Source organism: Gemmobacter lanyuensis, assembly GCF_014652355.1.
GTDB classification, from domain to species: domain Bacteria; phylum Pseudomonadota; class Alphaproteobacteria; order Rhodobacterales; family Rhodobacteraceae; genus Gemmobacter; species Gemmobacter lanyuensis.
Genome location: NZ_BMYQ01000019.1, coordinates 14,114 through 32,125 on the forward strand (window position 1 = coordinate 14,114; position 18,012 = coordinate 32,125).

At 65.7% G+C, this 18,012-nt stretch carries 13 protein-coding genes; 11 read left to right on the top strand and 2 right to left on the bottom strand.

Features of this window, described 5'->3' with window-relative positions; all coding sequences use genetic code 11:
- Positions 1-2 precede the first annotated feature (2 nt).
- The 11 genes from IE101_RS18595 (at position 3) to IE101_RS18645 (ending at position 15,395) form a co-directional block, all read left to right on the top strand.
- A complete protein-coding gene (locus IE101_RS18595; RefSeq protein WP_189635356.1) occupies positions 3-293 on the top strand; it encodes a sarcosine oxidase subunit delta in 291 nt (96 codons plus the stop codon).
- Positions 290-3,223 (top strand): sarcosine oxidase subunit alpha family protein, encoded by a 2,934-nt coding sequence (locus tag IE101_RS18600; RefSeq protein WP_189635357.1) that lies wholly within the window; start codon positions 290-292, stop codon positions 3,221-3,223. The genes IE101_RS18595 and IE101_RS18600 overlap by 4 nt, the downstream gene beginning before the upstream one ends.
- Complete coding sequence (locus IE101_RS18605; protein WP_189635358.1) at positions 3,216-3,782, top strand: sarcosine oxidase subunit gamma; 567 nt, start codon at positions 3,216-3,218, stop codon at positions 3,780-3,782. The genes IE101_RS18600 and IE101_RS18605 overlap by 8 nt, the downstream gene beginning before the upstream one ends.
- Positions 3,783-3,934: 152 nt before the next feature.
- A complete protein-coding gene (locus tag IE101_RS18610; protein WP_189635359.1) occupies positions 3,935-4,519 on the top strand; it encodes an ANTAR domain-containing response regulator in 585 nt (194 codons plus the stop codon).
- A complete protein-coding gene (locus IE101_RS18615; RefSeq protein ID WP_189635360.1) occupies positions 4,516-5,592 on the top strand; it encodes a CmpA/NrtA family ABC transporter substrate-binding protein in 1,077 nt (358 codons plus the stop codon). The genes IE101_RS18610 and IE101_RS18615 overlap by 4 nt, the downstream gene beginning before the upstream one ends.
- 259 nt (positions 5,593-5,851) lie before the next feature.
- A complete protein-coding gene (locus IE101_RS18620) occupies positions 5,852-7,222 on the top strand; it encodes a CmpA/NrtA family ABC transporter substrate-binding protein (protein WP_189635361.1) in 1,371 nt (456 codons plus the stop codon).
- A 46-nt stretch (positions 7,223-7,268) separates the two neighbouring features.
- The gene (locus IE101_RS18625) at positions 7,269-8,360 is read left to right on the top strand and encodes an ABC transporter permease (RefSeq protein WP_189635362.1); all 1,092 of its coding nucleotides are present in this window, start codon (positions 7,269-7,271) and stop codon (positions 8,358-8,360) included.
- Positions 8,361-8,363: 3 nt separating this feature from the next.
- On the top strand, positions 8,364-10,016 hold the full coding sequence (locus IE101_RS18630; RefSeq protein ID WP_189635363.1) for an ABC transporter ATP-binding protein: 1,653 nt from the start codon (positions 8,364-8,366) through the stop codon (positions 10,014-10,016).
- Positions 10,016-12,454, top strand: coding sequence for a nitrite reductase large subunit NirB (gene nirB / locus IE101_RS18635; protein WP_189635364.1), 2,439 nt, complete (start codon positions 10,016-10,018; stop codon positions 12,452-12,454). The genes IE101_RS18630 and nirB overlap by 1 nt, the downstream gene beginning before the upstream one ends.
- On the top strand, positions 12,451-12,783 hold the full coding sequence (gene nirD, locus IE101_RS18640; RefSeq protein ID WP_189635365.1) for a nitrite reductase small subunit NirD: 333 nt from the start codon (positions 12,451-12,453) through the stop codon (positions 12,781-12,783). Before nirB ends, nirD begins: the two co-directional genes overlap by 4 nt.
- Complete coding sequence (locus IE101_RS18645) at positions 12,780-15,395, top strand: nitrate reductase (RefSeq protein ID WP_189635366.1); 2,616 nt, start codon at positions 12,780-12,782, stop codon at positions 15,393-15,395. Before nirD ends, IE101_RS18645 begins: the two co-directional genes overlap by 4 nt.
- A 12-nt stretch (positions 15,396-15,407) precedes the next feature.
- Here the strand turns inward: IE101_RS18645 and IE101_RS18650 are convergent, their stop codons facing one another.
- Both IE101_RS18650 and IE101_RS18655 read right to left on the bottom strand, forming a co-directional pair.
- Complete coding sequence (locus tag IE101_RS18650; RefSeq protein WP_189635367.1) at positions 15,408-16,853, bottom strand: mannose-1-phosphate guanylyltransferase/mannose-6-phosphate isomerase; 1,446 nt, start codon at positions 16,851-16,853, stop codon at positions 15,408-15,410.
- Between the two features lie 540 nt (positions 16,854-17,393).
- Positions 17,394-17,726 carry a recombinase family protein gene (locus IE101_RS18655; RefSeq protein WP_229804312.1) on the bottom strand — a complete coding sequence of 111 codons (333 nt, stop codon included), beginning with the start codon at positions 17,724-17,726 and terminating at the stop codon, positions 17,394-17,396.
- Positions 17,727-18,012: the final 286 nt, after the last annotated feature.

Here is an 18,012-nt window from a genome sequence, read left to right on the forward strand (position 1 = left end):
TCATGCTGATCCCCCATCCCCTTCTTGGCCTTCGCGACGCGCAGGAATTCACCTATCTGGGCGATGCCCGGCTGCTGGACCGCCCCGATGGTCTGGCCGACGGCGCTGCGGCCGCGTTCTTCGACTATGCCTATCTGCGCGACAACCCCGCCGGCATCCACCGTGAGCTGTGGTTCCACGAACAGGGCGACCGGTCCTGGCTGGTGGTCACGCGCAATACGCTGACGCATGAAATTCTGGGGGCCGAACTGGCCCGCGATGTGGCGCGCGCGCGCCAAGGGGGGGCGGCATGACGCGGCTGACCGGCGGTCTGATCGACCGCGCCACCACGCTGAACTTCCGGTTCAACGGGCGGGACTATACCGGCCATCCGGGCGATACCCTCGCCTCGGCGCTGATGGCGCAGGGGGTGCGGCTGATGGGACGGTCGTTCAAGTATCACCGCCCCCGCGGCGTGCTGACCGCCGGGTCGGAAGAGCCGAATGCGCTGGTCGAACTGGGCCGGGGCGCACGGCGGGAACCCAATACCCGCGCCACCGTGACCGAGCTGTTCGAGGGGCTGGAGGCCAACAGCCAGAACCATGTCGGGCCGCTGTCCTTTGACCTGATGGCCGTGAACGATCTGGCCGCGCCCTTCTTTGCCGCGGGGTTCTATTACAAGACCTTCATGTGGCCGCGGGCGTTCTGGGAAAAGCTGTATGAACCCGCGATCCGCCGGGCCGCAGGTCTGGGGCGGCTTTCCGGCCTGCCGGACCCCGATGCCTACGACAAGGGCTTTCTCCACTGTGACCTGCTGGTCATTGGCGGGGGGGCGGCAGGTCTGGCAGCGGCCGTGACAGCGGCACGCAGCGGCGCGCAAGTCATTCTGGCGGACGAAGATTTCCGGCTTGGCGGGCGCCTTCTGGCAGAAAGCGACATGCTGGATGATGCCCCCGCGACCGCTTGGGTCGCGGCGCTGGAGGCCGAATTCGCCAGCCTGCCGAACCTGCGGATCCTGCGCCGGACCACGGTTTTCGGCACCTTCGATCATGGCATTTTCGGCGCGGTGGAACGGGTGGCGGACCACCTGCCCCAGCCCGGCGACAAGCCGCGCCAGACGCTGTGGCGCATCACCGCGCGGCGCAGCCTGCTGGCGGCGGGCGCCACCGAACGGCATATCCCCTTCCGCAACAATGACCGGCCGGGCATCCTGCTGGCGGGCGCCATGCGCGCCTATGCCAACCGCTGGGCTGCCAGCGCCGCGGGCCGGGTGGCGATCTTCACCAACAATGACGATGGCCACCGCACGGCACTGGATCTGGCGGCCAAGGGGGTCGACATTGCCGCCGTGATCGACAGCCGCCCCGAGGCGCGGGCGCAAGGGTCCTATCCGCTGCTGGCAGGGGCTGTGGTCAGCGACAGCCGTGGGCGCCTTAGCCTGACACGCATCGCCGTGACCCGCAACGGGCAGACGACCTGGATTGAGACCGGTGCGCTGGGCGTGTCGGGCGGGTGGAACCCGAATGTCCATCTGGCCAGCCACCATCGCGGCCGCCCGGTCTGGGACGAAGGCCGTCTGGCCTTTTTCCCCGGCACACCCCTGCCGCCCGGCATGGCCGTCATCGGCGCAGCTGCCGGTCAGGGCAGCACGGCGGCGGCGCTGGCATCGGGGGCGCAAGGCGCGCAACAGGCGCTGGCCGAACTGGGCATCAGCGCAGCCTTGCCCCGCCTTCCCGCCGCCGAGGACCGCCACACCCCGCCCGCGCCCCTGTGGCATGTCCCGGGCAAGGGCCGCGCTTGGGTGGACTTTCAGAACGATGTCACGGTGAAGGACATCGCGCTCGCCCATCAGGAAAACATGCGCCCGGTTGAACATCTGAAACGCTGGACCACGTTGGGCATGGCCACCGATCAGGGCAAGACCGCCAATGTCACCGCGCTTGCGGTGATGGCGGAACTGACGGGCGCCACCATCCCCGAAACTGGCACCACCATCTTCCGCCCGCCCTATAGCGGCGTGTCGCTGGGTGTGCTGGGCGGTGGCGACACCGGCCCCGATTTCCGCCCCCGCCGCCTGACGCCCACCCACCCTTGGGCCGAGGCGCAGGGCGCGGTTTTTGTCGAGGTCGGCCAATGGATGCGGGCGCAATACTTTCCCCGCGCCGGCGAAACCACCTGGCGCGAGACGGTGGACCGCGAGGTGCGCGCCACCCGCGCGGGCGTGGGCCTCTGCGATGTGACCACGCTGGGGAAGGTCGAGGTGCAGGGCCGCGACGCGGGTGCCTTCCTCGACCGGCTTTACGCCAATCCGATGGCCAGCCTGAAGGTGGGCATGGTGCGCTATGGCCTGATGCTGCGCGAAGATGGCCATGCCTTTGATGATGGCACCTGCGCCCGTCTGGCTGACGATCACTACATCGTCACGACCACCACCGCGCAGGCCGGGCCGGTTTTCCGGCACATGGAATTCGCGCGCCAGTGCCTTTGGCCCGATCTTGATGTGCAGATCGTTTCGACCACCGATGCCTGGGCGCAGATCTCGGTCGCGGGGCCGAATGCGCGGCGCTTGCTGGAACGGGTCGTGGACGGGTTCGATCTGTCGAACGACGCCTTCCCCTTCATGGCCTGCGCCGCGCTGACGGTCTGCGGCGGGCTGCGGGCGCGGCTGTTCCGCATCTCGTTTTCGGGCGAGCTGGCCTATGAAATCGCTGTTCCCGCGCGCTATGGCGCGGCGCTGATGGCGCGGCTGATCGAACAAGGCGCCGATCTGGGCGCCACCCCCTACGGGACCGAGGCGCTTGGCGTCATGCGGATCGAAAAAGGCCATCCGGCAGGGAATGAGCTGAACGGCCAGACCACCGCGCAGATGCTGGGCATGGGGCGGATGGTCTCGGCGCGCAAGGATGCGATCGGCACCGTTCTCAGCCGGCGCGAGGGGCTTACCACCGAGCCGCGCGTGCTGGTCGGCTTGCAACCCGTCGATGTGACGGCGCCTGTCACGGCGGGGTCGCATCTGTTTGCCGAAGGTGCGGAACAGCGCACTGAAACCGATCTGGGCTGGATCAGCTCGGCCTGCCATTCGCCGCATGTCGGCTCGGCCATCGGGCTGGGTTTTCTGGCGGATGGCGCAGCGCGCATTGGGCAGATCGTGGTTGCGGCGAACCCGCTGCAGGGGCAGCAGGTGCGCCTGCGCGTGGTATCCCCGCATTTCATCGACCCTGAGGGAGAACGGCTTCGTGACTGATCTGATCCCGCATACCGCCCTTGGCGGCACCACGCCCCGACAGCTGAGGCTGCGGGACCTGACCATGACGGAACGGCCCGATCTGGCGCTGGCCTGGCTCGCGCGGCGGCAGGGTGCACCCTTGCCCGCGCCCTTCGGCCTCGAGCTGCCGGGGCCGGGCGGCTGGCACCAGGGGGGCGACCATGCGGCGTTCTGGACCGGGCCGGACCAATGGATGATCGAAGGCCCAGGCCGCGCGTCAGAGGATTTCGCCCTTGCCGTGGCCAAGGCCGCGCCCGGTGCGTCAGTCAGCGACCAGACCGATGCCTGGGTGGCCGTGGATATCACCGCCACCAGCGGCGTTGCCGGGATCGAGGCGCTTCTGCCCCGTCTGGTGAACCTTGATCCCCGGCGCCTTGCCCCCGGATCGGCCACACGCACGGGCTTTGAGCATCTATCGGTTTTCATCATCCGTCGCGCGGCGGATCATCTGACGGTGCTGGGGATGCGGTCGGCGGCAGGGTCGCTTTGGCATGGGTTGGAACGGGCCGCGCGGGTGCAGCTGGCGCTCTCGGCCTGATCGCGGCGCGCTCTGCCCGAAATTCGGGCAGGGCCGCCACAATCGCACAAGGGATGGGCAGGGGCGCCCCGCACAGCTGCGACATCGCGGCGCAGGCTTGCGCGCGCGGCCGCAGTGAGGAAGGCACAGACATACCCCATTCCCGGACCGCCATGCCCGCCACCCTTCGTATCCTGCTGATCGAACAAGAGGCCGAGCGCGCGGCCCGCATTGTCGAGGCGCTGGCCGAGGCGGGGGAAACCGATGTCACGGTGCTGTCTGCAGCGCGCGTCTTGGCCCGCCATGTGGCCCAGGCGCGGCCCGATCTGGTGCTGATCGACATGGCCCATCCCTCGCGCGACATCCTTGAGGAACTGACTTTGGCCTCTGGCCCGCTGGAACGGCCTGTCGCCATGTTCGTCGATCGGTCCGATGCCGCATTGACGCGGGTGGCGATCGAGGCGGGGGTATCGGCTTATATCGTTGATGGATTGCGCGCCGATCGCATCCGTCCGATCCTTGATGCCGCCATCGCGCGGTTTCATCTGTTTCAGCGGATGCGGACGGAACTGGCCGCAACCAAGGCCGCGCTGGAAGAGCGCAAGGTGATCGACCGCGCCAAGGGCCTGGTGATGAAGGCGCGCGGCGCGACCGAGGATCAGGCCTATGCGCTGATGCGCAAGGCGGCAATGGATCAGGGCAAGCGGCTGGCCGATGTGGCACAGGCGCTGGTCACCGCAGCGGATCTTCTGGGATGACGCGGCAGGTTTCCCTGGGCTTTGTGCCGCTTGTGGATGCCGCGCCGCTGGTTCTGGCCGATGTGCTTGGCTTTGCCGAGGAAGAGGGGGTCCGGCTCGATCTGCGGCGCGCGGCCTCGTGGTCGATGCTGCGGGATCTGGTGGATCAGGGGCAGGTTGCGGCGGCGCAGATGCTGTCGGTCATGCCTGCGGCCCAGGCCATGGGGCTGGGGGCAGGACGGTCGAGGCTGGAGGCGCCTTTGATCCTGTCGTTGGGGGGGCAGGTCATCGGGCTGTCGGCCCCCCTTGCCGCGCGGCTGGAGAAGGTGGGCCATGCCTTCGATTTTCAGGATGCCCGCAGTGCGGCACGGGTGCTGGCGCTGCTGGGGAACGGGCTGCGGATTGGCGTGCCGTTTCCCTATTCCATGCAGGCGCTGCTGGTCGATTACTGGCTGGCAGGTCTGCCGCCGGGGCGGCTGAGCTTTCGCACCGTCCCGCCGCCGATGATGCCCGAGGCCTTGGCCGAGGGGGAGATCGACGCCTTCTGCGTGGGTGAACCCTGGGGAAGTCGCGCCGTGCAGGTGGCCGGAGCGCGGCTCTTGCTGCCGGGGACGGCGATCTGGTCGCATCCGCCCGAAAAGGTGCTGGCCACCCGCGCGGGCTGGTGCGAGGCGAACCCGGATCTTGCCGGGCGTCTGGTGCGGGCGCTGGCGCGGGCGGGGGATTGGTTGTCGCGCCCCGAAAATGCCTCCAGCGCCGCCGAGATTGTCACCCGCCCCGGCCGGGTCGAGGTTGCGCCTGATCTGATCGAACGCGCCCTGACCGGGCAGATCGTCACCGATCCGCATGGGCGCATCCAACCCGTGTCTGGCTTTCAGCGGTTCGGCCCCGTCGCAGCCATGGCCCCGATGCCCGAACAGGCGGCCTGGATCGGCCAGCGGCTGGCGCGGCGGTTTGGTCTGCCGGAAGCGCCCGCCATCGCCGCTGCGCGGATGACCTTCCGCGCCGATCTGCATGCGCGCTTTCTCGATCTGTCGGGCCGGCAGATCAGGGCGATTCCCGGGCTTGGCCGTTTTGCGGATGTTGCGATCTGAACCGCGCTGCGGGGAAACTGCCTAAACTTTAGTCGGATTGCTGCATTGCAGCACCAACTGCCTCGGCCAGAAAGCGGAAGGCTTGAGCCGCAGGGCGCGCCGCGCCACCCTGACATCAGACGGGACAATGGCGTCCTGTCGCTGAATTCCTCCCGAATGACCGGGAACCCGGGCAAGGCCGCCTGACCCATCGCAGTTCGCTGCGGTGCGCGTCTGGTGGCCTTTTTGTTTTTCCCATCTCGCCGAAGGAACCTGTCCCATGACATGCAGCCCCCGTCTGATGCTGACCACGGCCATTCTTCTGGCCCCCTTGGCCGCACTTCCTGCCCTTGCCGACCCGGCCGATCTTGAACGTGACGAGCTGACGCTCGGCTTCATCAAGCTGACCGATATGGCCCCGCTGGCCATCGCCCGCGAAAAGGGCTTTTTCGAAGATGAGGGGCTTTACGTCACGCTGGAGGCGCAATCGAATTGGAAGGTGCTGCTGGACCGCACGCTTTCAGGCGAAATTGACGGTGCGATGATGCTGGCGGGGCAGCCGCTGGCGGCAACCATCGGCTATGGCACCAAGGGGGCGATCATCACCCCGGTGGCGCTGGATCTGAACGGCAATGCCATCACCTTGTCGAACGCGATCTGGCAGGAGATGAAGCCCGCCCTGCCGCTGGACCAAGAGGGGCGCCCCGCGCATCCGATCAGCGCCGCCGCGCTGAAGCCGGTGATCGAAAGCCATACAGCGACGGGCGAGCCCTTCAATCTGGGCATGGTCTTTCCGGTTTCTACGCATAACTACGAACTGCGCTACTGGCTGGCCGCCGGGGGGATCAACCCCGGTTTCTACGAACCGGGCGATGCCACCGGTCAGACCGGGGGCGAGGTGCTGATCTCGGTCACGCCGCCGCCGCAGATGCCTGCCACGCTCGAGGCCGGAACGATCCATGGCTATGCCGTGGGCGAACCCTGGAACCAGGCGGCGGTGAAAAAGGGCATCGGCGTGCCGGTCATCACCGATGCCGACATCTTTGCCGGAAACCCCGAAAAGGTCTTTGGCCTGACCTCCGCCTTTGCCGAGGAAAACCCCAAGACAACCCTTGCACTGACCAAGGCGCTGATCCGTGCGGGCATGTGGCTGGATGAAAGCCCCGCCCATCGGCAAGAGGCAGTGACCATCCTGTCGCAGCCCGAATATGTCGGGGCCGATCCGGCGATCATCGCCAATTCCATGACCGGGACATTTGAATACGAGGCGGGCGATATACGCCCCGCGCCGGATTTCAACATCTTCTTCCGGCAGAATGCGACCTTCCCGTATTATTCGGACGCCGTCTGGACGCTGACGCAGATGCGCCGCTGGGGCCAGATCGACAGCGCCAAGCCCGACAGCTGGTATGCCGATACCGCCCGTCAGGTCTATCGCCCCGACCTTTACAAGGCCGCAGTCGAGGCCCTGATCGCCGATGGCCATGCCCGTGCCGACCAGTTTGAGCTGGATGCCGACGGCTATCGCCCGCCGACCGATGCCTTCATCGACGGCGTCCTCTTCGATGGCACGCAGCCGAACGCCTATCTCGACCGTCTGCCGATCGGGCTGAAGGGCGACCAGACCGTCGCCGATGCCGTGACGAATTGAAACGCCCCCCCATCCCACCCAGCCCCCCGACGCCAAGGAAGCCCAGATGACCGCCCTTGACCCTGCCGCCCTGCCCGAAGACCCCCCCAAACTGCGCGCCGAACGGCTGAAACGCCTGCATCTGCTGATCGGCCGCTGTGATCCGTGGTTCCGTATCTTGGGCCTTGGCTGGCTGACGCCGCTATGGCGCATGCTGGCCGGCGACAATCCGCGCGGCCAATGGCGCGATCTGTGGCAGACGGGATTGGTGCCCCTGCTGGCGATCACCGGGTTCCTGATGATGTGGTCTGTGCTGGCGCCGCAGGTGCAAACCTCGCTCGGGGCAATCCCCGGTCCGGCGCAGGTCTGGCAACAGGCGCAGGCGCTGCATGCCGAAGCACTGGCCGAGGCCGAGAAAGAGGCCGCTTTCATCGCCCGTCAGGCCGAAAAGAATGCAGGCCTTGTGGCCGCGGGCAAGGCTGATCAGGTCAAGACCCGCGCCTATACCGGGCGGCCCACCTATTACGCGCAGATCCTGACCTCGATCCAGACGGTGTTCATGGGCTTTGTCCTGGCCACGCTGGTGGCGGTGCCGCTGGGCATTGCGGCGGGGCTGTCGCCCACCGCCAATGCGGCGATCAACCCGCTGGTGCAGATCTTCAAGCCCGTCTCGCCGCTCGCTTGGTTGCCCATTGTCACCATGGTCGTCTCGGCCGCCGCCGAGGGGGGCAGCGGGGGCCTTTCGAAAAGCTTTCTCGTCTCGTCGATCACGGTGACGCTGTGTTCGCTTTGGCCGACGCTGATCAATACCTCGCTGGGGGTGGCCACCATCGACCGCGATCTGGTGAATGTGGGCAAGGTCCTGAAGCTTGGTCCCTGGGTCCGTATCACCCGGTTGGTTCTGCCTTCGGCGCTGCCGCTGATCTTTACCGGGCTTCGGCTGTCGCTGGGCGTGGGCTGGATGGTGTTGATTGCAGCCGAGATGCTGGCGCAGAACCCCGGTCTGGGCAAGTTCGTCTGGGACGAATTCCAGAATGGCAGTGCCGACAGTCTGGCGCGGATCATGGTGGCGGTGCTGACCATCGGGATTATCGGCTTTCTGCTCGACCGGGTGATGTTCGCGCTGCAATCGCTGTTTACCCATTCGACGCGGCGGTGACACATGCTGGAATTGATCAACCTTTCCAAAGGCTTTGGCAGCGGCGATACACGGACCGAGGTGCTTCGCAACGTCTCGCTCAGCGTGGCCGAGGGTGAATTCGTGGCGATCCTGGGCTATTCCGGCACGGGCAAGACCACGCTGATGTCGCTGATGGCAGGGCTTACCACCCCCGATCAAGGCGAGGTGCGCTTTCGTGGTGCGCCCGTTACGGGGCCGGGGCCGGAACGGGGGCTTGTGTTCCAGTCCTATGCACTGATGCCCTGGTTGACCGTGGCGGGGAATGTGCGGCTGGCAGTCGATGCGGTGCATGGCGCCCGCCCGGCGGCCGAGCGTGCGGCACTGGTGGCGAAATACATCGGGATGGTGGGGCTTGGTCATGCGGCCGACCGTCGCCCGGCCGAACTTTCAGGCGGAATGCGACAGCGTGTGGGGATCGCCCGGGCGCTGGCGATGGAGCCCCAGGTCCTGCTGCTGGATGAGCCGCTTTCGGCGCTGGATGCGCTGACCCGTGCCAATCTTGCCGATGAGATCGAGGTGATCTGGGCCCGCGACCGTCGCACCGTGGTTCTGGTCACGAATGACGTGGATGAGGCGCTGGTTCTGGCCGACCGGATCGTGATCCTAAACCCCGATGGCACGCTGGGCACCAGCTTTCCCGTGGCGCTGCCGCGTCCGCGCGACCGCAGCCTTCTGGGCGATGACCCGGCATTTCAGGCCCTGCGCGTGGCAGTGACCGCCTGTCTTCTGGATGTCGGCGCGCGTGGAGAGGTTCAGGCCGCCCGCACCTTGCCCGCGGTGGTGCCACGTCATGCCCTGCCGGGCGCCTATGCCCGTGCGGCAAAATCCATGACGGATGACCGCTATCTGCAGTTTTCACAGCTGCACAAAGTCTATGCCACGCCCAAGGGGCCGCTGACGGTGGTCGAGGATGTGAACCTGACGCTGAAGAAGGGGGAATTCATCAGCCTGATCGGTCATTCGGGCTGCGGCAAATCGACGGTCCTGTCGATGACCGCCGGCCTGACGGGGATTTCGCGCGGGGCCATCAAGCTGGATGGCCTGCACGTCGAAGGGGCCGATCCCGAACGTGCGGTGGTGTTCCAGTCGCCTTCGCTGTTTCCCTGGCTCACGGCTAAGGAAAACGTGGCCATCGGGGTAGACCGCGTCTATCCCCGGGCCAGCCAGTCCGAGCGTCAGGATGTGGTTGAATACTATCTGGAGCGGGTGGGCCTTGCCGATGCGATGGACCGCCCGGCCGCCGAGATGTCGAACGGGATGCGCCAGCGCGTCGGGATCGCGCGGGCCTTCGCGCTGTCGCCGAAGCTTCTGCTGCTGGATGAACCTTTCGGGATGCTGGACAGCCTGACCCGTTGGGAATTGCAGGAAGTGCTGATGGAGGTCTGGAGCCGGACCCGCGTCACCGCCATCTGCGTGACCCATGATGTCGATGAGGCCATCCTGCTGGCCGATCGCGTGGTGATGATGACGAATGGCCCCAATGCCACCATCGGCCGCATCACCGACATTGCCCTGCCGCGTCCGCGCAGCCGCAAGGCGCTGGCCGATCACCCCGAATATTGGACCTACCGCGCCGAGATCCTTGGTTTTCTTGAGGATTACGAACAGGGCGCCAAAACGGAGGATGCCGCGTAATGACCCAGAAACTTGTTGTCATCGGGGCGGGGATGGCCTCGGGGCGGGTGCTGGAACACCTGTTCGAAGACGCACCGGGTACCTTTGAGGTGACGCTTTTCAATGCCGAGGCGCGGGGGAACTATAACCGCATCATGCTGTCGCCCGTGCTGTCGGGGGAAAAGACCTATGAAGAGATCGTCACCCATGATGCGGACTGGTATGCCCGCCACGGCGTGACCTGCCACTTCGGCACCCATGTCACGCGGATTGATCGCGACCGGAAGGTCGTGGTCGCGGGCGGGGCCGAGGTGACCTATGACCGGCTGGTCATCGCCACCGGATCGGCGCCCTTCATCATTCCCGTTCCGGGCCGCGATCTGCCGGGCGTGGTCAGCTACCGCGATCTCGACGATACCAATGCCATGATCGCCGCTGCCCGCCCCGGTGCCAAGGCCGTGGTGATCGGCGGTGGGTTGCTGGGGCTTGAGGCTGCCGCAGGCCTTGCCCTGCGCGGGATGGAGGTCACAGTGATCCACCTGATGGGCCATCTGATGGAACGCCAGCTTGATCCTGCCGCCGGTTATCTGCTGCAAAAGGCGCTTGAGGCGCGGGGGATCCGCATCCATTGCAAAGGCGCGACCAAGGCCATCCTGGGGCAGGACCGCGCCGAAGCGGTGCTGCTGGAAGATGGCACCACCTATGGCGCAGATCTGGTCGTGATGGCTGTGGGCATCCGCCCTGAAACGCGGCTGGCCACCGATGCCGGGCTTGAGGTCGGGCGGGGCATCACCGTCGACGACACCATGGTCACTTCGGACCCCGCCATTCTTGCGGTTGGGGAATGTGTCGAGCATGATCGGCAGCTCTTTGGCCTTGTCGCGCCGCTTTACGATCAGGCCCGGGTGGTTGCGGCCACGCTTCAGGGCAAGCCTGCCGCCTTCCGCCCCGTGCAGACCGCCACCAAGCTCAAGGTTACGGGCTGCGATCTGTTCAGCGCGGGCGATTTCGCCGAAGGCGAGGGGCGCGAAGATATTGTCCTGCGTGATCCCGCGCGCGGCATCTACAAACGGCTGGTGATCCAGCAGGACAGGCTGATCGGTGCGGTGCTTTACGGCGATACCGCAGACGGGCCGTGGTTCTTCGGGCTGATCAAGGACGGCACCGATATCGGCCCCCTGCGCGACACCCTGATCTTCGGCCCAAGCCACCAGGGGGGGGCCACAGCGGACCCTATGGCGGCCGTTGCAGCCTTGCCGCCTGAGGCGGAGATTTGCGGCTGCAACGGCGTGTGCAAAGGACGGATCGTACAGGCGATCGAGGCGGGTGCGCAAACCCTTGCCGCGGTGCGGGCCGTGACCAAGGCTTCTTCCTCGTGCGGAACCTGCACGGGGCTGGTCGAGCAGGTGATGGCCCTGACCCTTGGCCCGGATTTCGCGGCTCCCGTGCGGCAGGGCATGTGCGGCTGCACCGATCAGGGGCATGATGACGTGCGGCGGCTGATCCGGGTCAAGGCGCTGAAATCCATTCCCGCCGTGATGCAGGAACTGGGCTGGAAAACGGCGGGGGGCTGCGCTTCGTGCCGACCGGCGCTGAATTACTACCTCCTCGCGGAATGGCCGCTTGACTATCGTGATGATCGGCAATCGCGTTTCGTGAACGAACGCAACCACGCCAATATCCAGAAGGACGGCACCTATTCAGTCGTGCCGCGCATGTGGGGCGGTGTCACCACCCCGGACGAGCTGCGCGCCATCGCCGATGCGGCCGACCGCTACAACGTGCCGATGGTCAAGGTGACGGGCGGCCAGCGGATTGACCTGCTGGGCGTCCGCAAGGAAGACCTGCCCGCAATCTGGGCCGATCTGAATGCAGCGGGCATGGTTTCGGGCCATGCCTATTCCAAGGGGCTGCGGACGGTGAAGACCTGCGTCGGATCGGAATTCTGCCGCTTTGGCACGCAGGATTCCACCGGGCTTGGCATCCGGCTGGAAAAGCTGCTCTGGGGGTCATGGACGCCCCACAAGGTCAAGCTGGGCGTTTCGGGTTGCCCGCGCAACTGCGCCGAGGCGACGATCAAGGATATCGGCATCATCTGTGTCGATTCCGGCTATCAGATCAGCGTCGCAGGCGCGGCCGGGATGGAGGTGAAGGAGACGGAATTCCTTGCCGCCACCCCTTCGGCAGATGAGGCCTGCGACATCACCGCCGCCTTCATCCAGCTTTATCGTGAACAGGGCCAATACCTGCATCGGGCCTTCAAATGGGTCGCCAAGGTCGGGCTCGACAAGATCCGCGCGCAGGTCGTGGATGATCTGGAAAATCGTGCTGCGCTGGTCGCGCGGTTCGAACTGAGCCAATCGGTCTATCGCCAGGACCCCTGGGCCGAACATGCCCCCGCCGCTGCCCGCCGCCAGTGGGCCGCACTTGCTGATCTGTCACAAGAGGCCGCAGAATGAACTGGATCGACATTGGCAGTCTGACCGACATCCCCGCCCAGGGCGCACGCGTGGTGCGGACGGCCCTTGGCTGCGTCGCGGTGTTCCGCACCGCCGACGATCAGGTCTTCGCGCTGGAAGATCGCTGCCCGCACAAAGGCGGCCCCTTGTCCGAAGGGATCGTGCATGGCGCGCAGGTCACATGCCCGCTGCATGCCTGGGTCTTTGATCTGAACACCGGGCAGGCGCAGGGCGCCGATGAAGGGGCCGTTGCCACTTTTTCCGCCCGGGTGGTGGCAGGCCGGGTGCAGCTGGATGCAACGCGCCTTGTGCGGCGGAGCGCGGCATGACGGTCCGTTCCACCTGTCCCTATTGCGGTGTGGGCTGCGGCGTCGTGATCCGCCCCGATGGCCAGGGGCGTGTCACCGTCACCGGCGACCCCGATCACCCGGCCAACCATGGCCGCCTGTGTTCCAAGGGCAGCGCCCTGGCGGAAACGCTGGGCCTGGACGGGCGGCTGCTGGTCCCGCGCATCGCCGGCAAGGACAGCGACTGGGACAGTGCGCTGGATCTGGTCGCGCAACGCTTTCAGCACTGTATCGCCGAACATGGGCCGGATTCGGTGGCCTTTTATGTTTCGGGTCAGCTGCTGACCGAAGATTACTATGTGGCCAACAAGCTGATGAAAGGTTTTATCGGGTCGGCGAATATCGACACGAATTCAAGGCTTTGCATGGCGTCTTCGGTCGCGGGACACCGCCGTGCCTTTGGTTCGGACACCGTGCCGGGGCAATATGAGGATATGGAGCTGGCCGATGTGGTGGTTCTGGTGGGTTCGAACCTCGCCTGGTGCCACCCGGTGCTCTATCAGCGCCTCGCCGCCGCCAAGGAACGGCGTCCCGAGATGACCATCATCGTCATCGATCCGCGCCAGACAGCCACCTGCGCGCTGGCCGATCTGCATCTGCAGATCACCCCTGGTGCCGATGTGGCGTTGTTCAATCAGCTGCTGGTCGCCCTGGCGGATCGCGGCGCGCTGGACCCGGCCTTTCTTGCGCGGGTCGATGGCTTTGACGAAGCCCTTGCCGCTGCCCGGCGCAGCGCCGATGCCCCGACGGGCCTGACGGAGCGCGACCTCGCCGCCTTTGTCGGGCTCTGGCTGGGAACGGAGCGTGTGGTGACTGTCTATTCCCAGGGGGTCAACCAATCACAGCAGGGCACCGACAAGGTCAATGCGATCCTGAACTGCCATCTGGCCACCGGGCGGATCGGGCGGCCCGGGATGGGGCCGTTTTCCGTGACCGGTCAGCCCAATGCCATGGGCGGGCGCGAGGTGGGCGGGCTTGCCAATGCGCTGACCTGCCATCTCGATATCGAAAACGCGGTCCATCGGCAGGCGGTTCAAACCTTCTGGTCCGCCCCGACGATGGCGGGGCAGGCGGGCCTCAAGGCGGTCGACATGTTCCGCGCGGTGGAAGAGGGGCGGATCAAGGCGATCTGGATCATCTGTACCAATCCCGCCGTCTCGATGCCCGAGGCCGCACGCATCCGCCGCGCGCTGGCGGCCTGCGATTTTGTGGTCGTGTCCGATTGCATGGCCGACACCGACACCACGCGCCTTGCGGATGTGGTTTTCCCTGCCGCCACCTGGGGCGAGCGTGAAGGCTCTGTCACCAATTCCGAACGCTGCATCAGCCGACAGCGTGCCTTTCGCGCCTCCCCCGGCATGGCACGCCAGGACTGGCGCATTCTTGCGGGGGTGGCAGCCCGCATGGGGTGGTCGCACGCGTTTTCCTGGTCGTCCAGCGCCGAGATCTTTGCCGAATTTGCGGCGCTGTCCGGCGTTGCCGCAAGACTGGGCAGCGATTTCGACATTTCGGCGCATGAAGGGATCAGCCCGGCAAGATATGAGGCGCTGGCGCCCTTCGTCTGGCCCGCCACGGCGGAACGGCAGGGGGGGCGGTTCTTTGGGGCAGGGCAGTTTCACACCCCCAGCGGGAAGGGCCGGATGGTGCCCGTGACCCCCGCGCCTGCCCCTGTGACAGACCTGCCCTTCCGGTTGAACACCGGCCGCATCCGCGACCATTGGCATACGATGACCCGCACGGGCCAATCGCCACGCCTTTCCGCGCATCTGGCCGAGCCGTTTCTGGAAATCCACCCCGAAGATGCACGGCGCAGGGGGATCGAACCGGCCGCGCTGGTCTGGGTGTACAACACCCATGGTCGGGCATTGTTGCGCGCGCTGATCACGGATCGTGTCCGCCCCGGTGAGGTTTTTGCCCCGATCCACTGGACCGGGGAAACCTCTGCCGCCGGACGCATTGCGGATCTGGTCACGGCACGCGTTGATCCTGTTTCGGGCCAACCCGACAGCAAGGCGGCGGCGGTGGACCTGCAAGCGTTCAAGGCGGGCTGGTATGGATTTGCAATCTCGGCCAGGGCCTTTCGTCCCGGTTCCGATTACTGGGCGCTGGCGCGCGCCGAGGGGGGCTGGCGGGCGGAGCTTGCTGGACGGATCCCCCCATCGGATTGGCAGGCCTGGGCCCGCGCGCTTTTTGGTTGCCCGACGGCAACGGTCAGTGCCGTCAGCGACCCCCGGCGCGGGCTTGTCCGTCTTGCCTTCAGTGAAGGGGATCGGCTTGTCGCCGCGCTTTTTGTGGCGCGCGATCCGGTGGCGCTGTCGCGCGGGCATGTGACGGCGGCGCTTGGATCTGCACCCGACCCGAGCTTTCTGGCCGGACAGCCCGGCCGTGGCGCCCCGGATGCCGGGGCGACCGTCTGTGCCTGCTTTGGTGTGGGGGTGAATACCATCACCGCCGCCATCCGCGCCGGCCATGGGCTGACCGTGGCCGAGCTTGGCGCATCTCTGCGTGCCGGCACGAATTGCGGTGCCTGCCAGCCCGAACTGAAGGCCCTGATCGCGCGTCACCGCCGGGTCCCGGCGTGCCAGCCTGCCTGAGGCTGGCGGGGTTCAGCCTTTTGCGCCCGGTCCCCGGGCGTAAAGGTCTTCGTAACGGACGATGTCATCTTCGCCGAGATAGGCGCCGGTCTGCACCTCGATCAGCACCATTGGCACCTTGCCGGGGTTTTCCATCCGGTGCACCGCGCCCAGCGGCACATAGACCGACTGGTTTTCCGTAATCAGGCGGACGGTATCGTCCACCGTGACCCGGGCCGTGCCCTGCACCACGATCCAGTGTTCCGACCGATGGTGATGGCTTTGCAGGCTGAGGCTTGCCCCCGGTTTCACGACGATCCGCTTCACCTGAAAGCGGTCCGCGAGGGCCAAAGTCTCGAACCAGCCCCAGGGGCGGTGGTCCTTGGGAAATTGCACGGCCTGTTTTGCGGCTTTGCTTTTCAGCAGGCTGACCGCTTCTTTCACATCCTGCGCCCGGCGCTTGTCCGCGATCAGCACAGCATCATTCATCGCCACGGCGATGATATTGTCCAATCCGATCCCCACCAGCTGCAACCCGTCGCTGTCGGATCGAAGCAGGCTGTTGGTGCAGTCGATCGCGCTGGCCTCGCCCCGGGTCACGACACCTGCGCCATCCGGCCCCGACACGGCCCAGACCGCATCCCAGCCGCCAAGGTCTGACCAGGCCCCATCAAAAGGCACGACCGACAAATTCGGGGCCTTTTCCATGACGGCATAATTGATCGAGATGTCGGGCGACCTGGCCCATGGCTCCGGGGCGAGGCGCAGGAACCCAAGGTCCACCCGTGCGGCATCTGTCGCGGCCCGGACGGCGGCCAGAACTGCGGGGGCAAAGCGTTCAAACGCGGCAATCATGTCCTGTGCGCGGAACAGGAAGATCCCCGCATTCCACAGGTAATTCCCCGAGGCGAGCATGGCCTCCGCGCGGCCAAGATCGGGCTTTTCGACAAATTTGTGCAACGGAATTGCCGCCCCGTCACCTGCCGGGGCCTCGGTCAGTTCCAGATAGCCATATCCGGTTTCAGGCCGTGTCGGCGTAATGCCGAAGGTCACGATCTGCCCGCGCGCCGTCGCCTCAAGCCCGCGGATGACCGTCGCCTGAAAATCAGCCGTTGCCGGAATGTCATGATCCGAAGGCATGACAAGCAGTGTCGCCTCGGGGTCCGCACCATGGGCGTGAAGGGCGGCGGCCAGAACGGCCGGCGCGGTATTCCGCCCTTCGGGCTCAATCAGGATGGCTGCCGGGTCTATTCCCAGCTCGGCCAGCTGTTCCGTAACGATGAAACGGAAATCGCTGTTGGTCAGGATGATCGGCGCAGCAAAATCCGCACCCGTGGCCCGCAGGACCGAAGCCTGAAACAGGGTTCCCGTGCCAACCAGCGGCACGAACTGCTTGGGATAGCTTTTGCGCGATAGCGGCCAAAGCCGCGTGCCCGAGCCGCCACAAAGAATGCAGGGGTAAATCTTCACTTCAACCATCCGCTCTCAATGTCCCGGCCGATCCTGCCAGGTTCACTGGGTCAACAGACTACAGACGAAATGGTGATGCCAGCAGTTTCCATCACAAGGCCCCGCGCTGCCTGCCGACGGAAATGATACCAAGGATTAAAATCACCAGATTCAGCTGGTTTCACGTCGAAGCTTGCTGGATTTAAGTGGTGCCCAGAGCCGGTGAGTTGACTTGTGCGCCTGATCTGGCATGTGGGTTCTTGTCGTGACGAGGTAAAGGTTATGCCCTTGTCAGGTGCTGGGTCAATCTGGCCGAATGGTTCTACGGCTGGTTTGGCTCCGGCGGTAGGCCACGGGATGCGTGGACGAGGCAGGATCGGGCGACGGATATGGAATGGATAAGTTCCGCGTTCTCGCGCAGTCAATGGTGTTAGGGAGCACCTCTTACCCGCGTTCCATGGCGACGCGACCGATCTGCTTTCGGGAAGTGACGAGTTCAGGTATTGCCCCGGTCTCAGCCTTCTCGGTTCACTCTTCAGCCGCCTCCAAGGACCTCGTTTCATGCAGAATCTATCTCATGCCGTTATGGCGCAGCGGCACGAACGGATCATTCGACTGCGGACTGAACGACAGGCGCTCGGACAGGAAGGTCACGGTCGCGCCCTTGCGGGTCAGGGTGGTGGTGATGTCGTGCAGGTCGCGCAAGTCACGGGCGAGCCGGTCGATGCTGTAGACGACGACCTCGTCCCCCTCGCGGGCGAAGTCGATCATGTCCATGAGCGCGGGGCGATCCTTGGCCGAGGCACCCGACTGCTTCTCCTCGAACAGCTTCGCCACCTCGCCGATGTCTTGCCGGTCGAGGTTCTGGCCTTCGCTCGACACTCTCCGATATCCGATCCGCATGCCCATCTCCCCAAACTGTCACTCATGGGTCTAGACCCTGACCGTGGGTGTCACATTTGGCGCGGATTGGACCTCAAGGTTACGCCTCGGGCATAACAGGGTCTGTGGCGCACATGGCTACACCCAGATGTTACGGGGCTACCACGGAACTTGAATCCGTCAACAAAATCCTGATGCCGACTGATCCCCGCAGCGTCCGTTGATCGCACGGACGACGCCGGTCGTCTGTGTGGACCTGCACCGGTTTCGTTCCAGTCTTTTGAGAGCGATACTCGCCATCAAGGAG

Coding starts and splice junctions, on each gene's coding strand:
- IE101_RS18655 (WP_229804312.1), bottom strand. CDS start 17,726: ATGCGGATCGGATATCGGAGAGTGTCGAGCGAAGGCCAGAACCTCGAC.
- nirB (WP_189635364.1), top strand. CDS start 10,016: ATGACCCAGAAACTTGTTGTCATCGGGGCGGGGATGGCCTCGGGGCGG.
- IE101_RS18645 (WP_189635366.1), top strand. CDS start 12,780: ATGACGGTCCGTTCCACCTGTCCCTATTGCGGTGTGGGCTGCGGCGTC.
- IE101_RS18595 (WP_189635356.1), top strand. CDS start 3: ATGCTGATCCCCCATCCCCTTCTTGGCCTTCGCGACGCGCAGGAATTC.
- IE101_RS18620 (WP_189635361.1), top strand. CDS start 5,852: ATGACATGCAGCCCCCGTCTGATGCTGACCACGGCCATTCTTCTGGCC.
- IE101_RS18630 (WP_189635363.1), top strand. CDS start 8,364: ATGCTGGAATTGATCAACCTTTCCAAAGGCTTTGGCAGCGGCGATACA.
- IE101_RS18600 (WP_189635357.1), top strand. CDS start 290: ATGACGCGGCTGACCGGCGGTCTGATCGACCGCGCCACCACGCTGAAC.
- nirD (WP_189635365.1), top strand. CDS start 12,451: ATGAACTGGATCGACATTGGCAGTCTGACCGACATCCCCGCCCAGGGC.
- IE101_RS18610 (WP_189635359.1), top strand. CDS start 3,935: ATGCCCGCCACCCTTCGTATCCTGCTGATCGAACAAGAGGCCGAGCGC.
- IE101_RS18615 (WP_189635360.1), top strand. CDS start 4,516: ATGACGCGGCAGGTTTCCCTGGGCTTTGTGCCGCTTGTGGATGCCGCG.
- IE101_RS18650 (WP_189635367.1), bottom strand. CDS start 16,853: ATGGTTGAAGTGAAGATTTACCCCTGCATTCTTTGTGGCGGCTCGGGC.
- IE101_RS18625 (WP_189635362.1), top strand. CDS start 7,269: ATGACCGCCCTTGACCCTGCCGCCCTGCCCGAAGACCCCCCCAAACTG.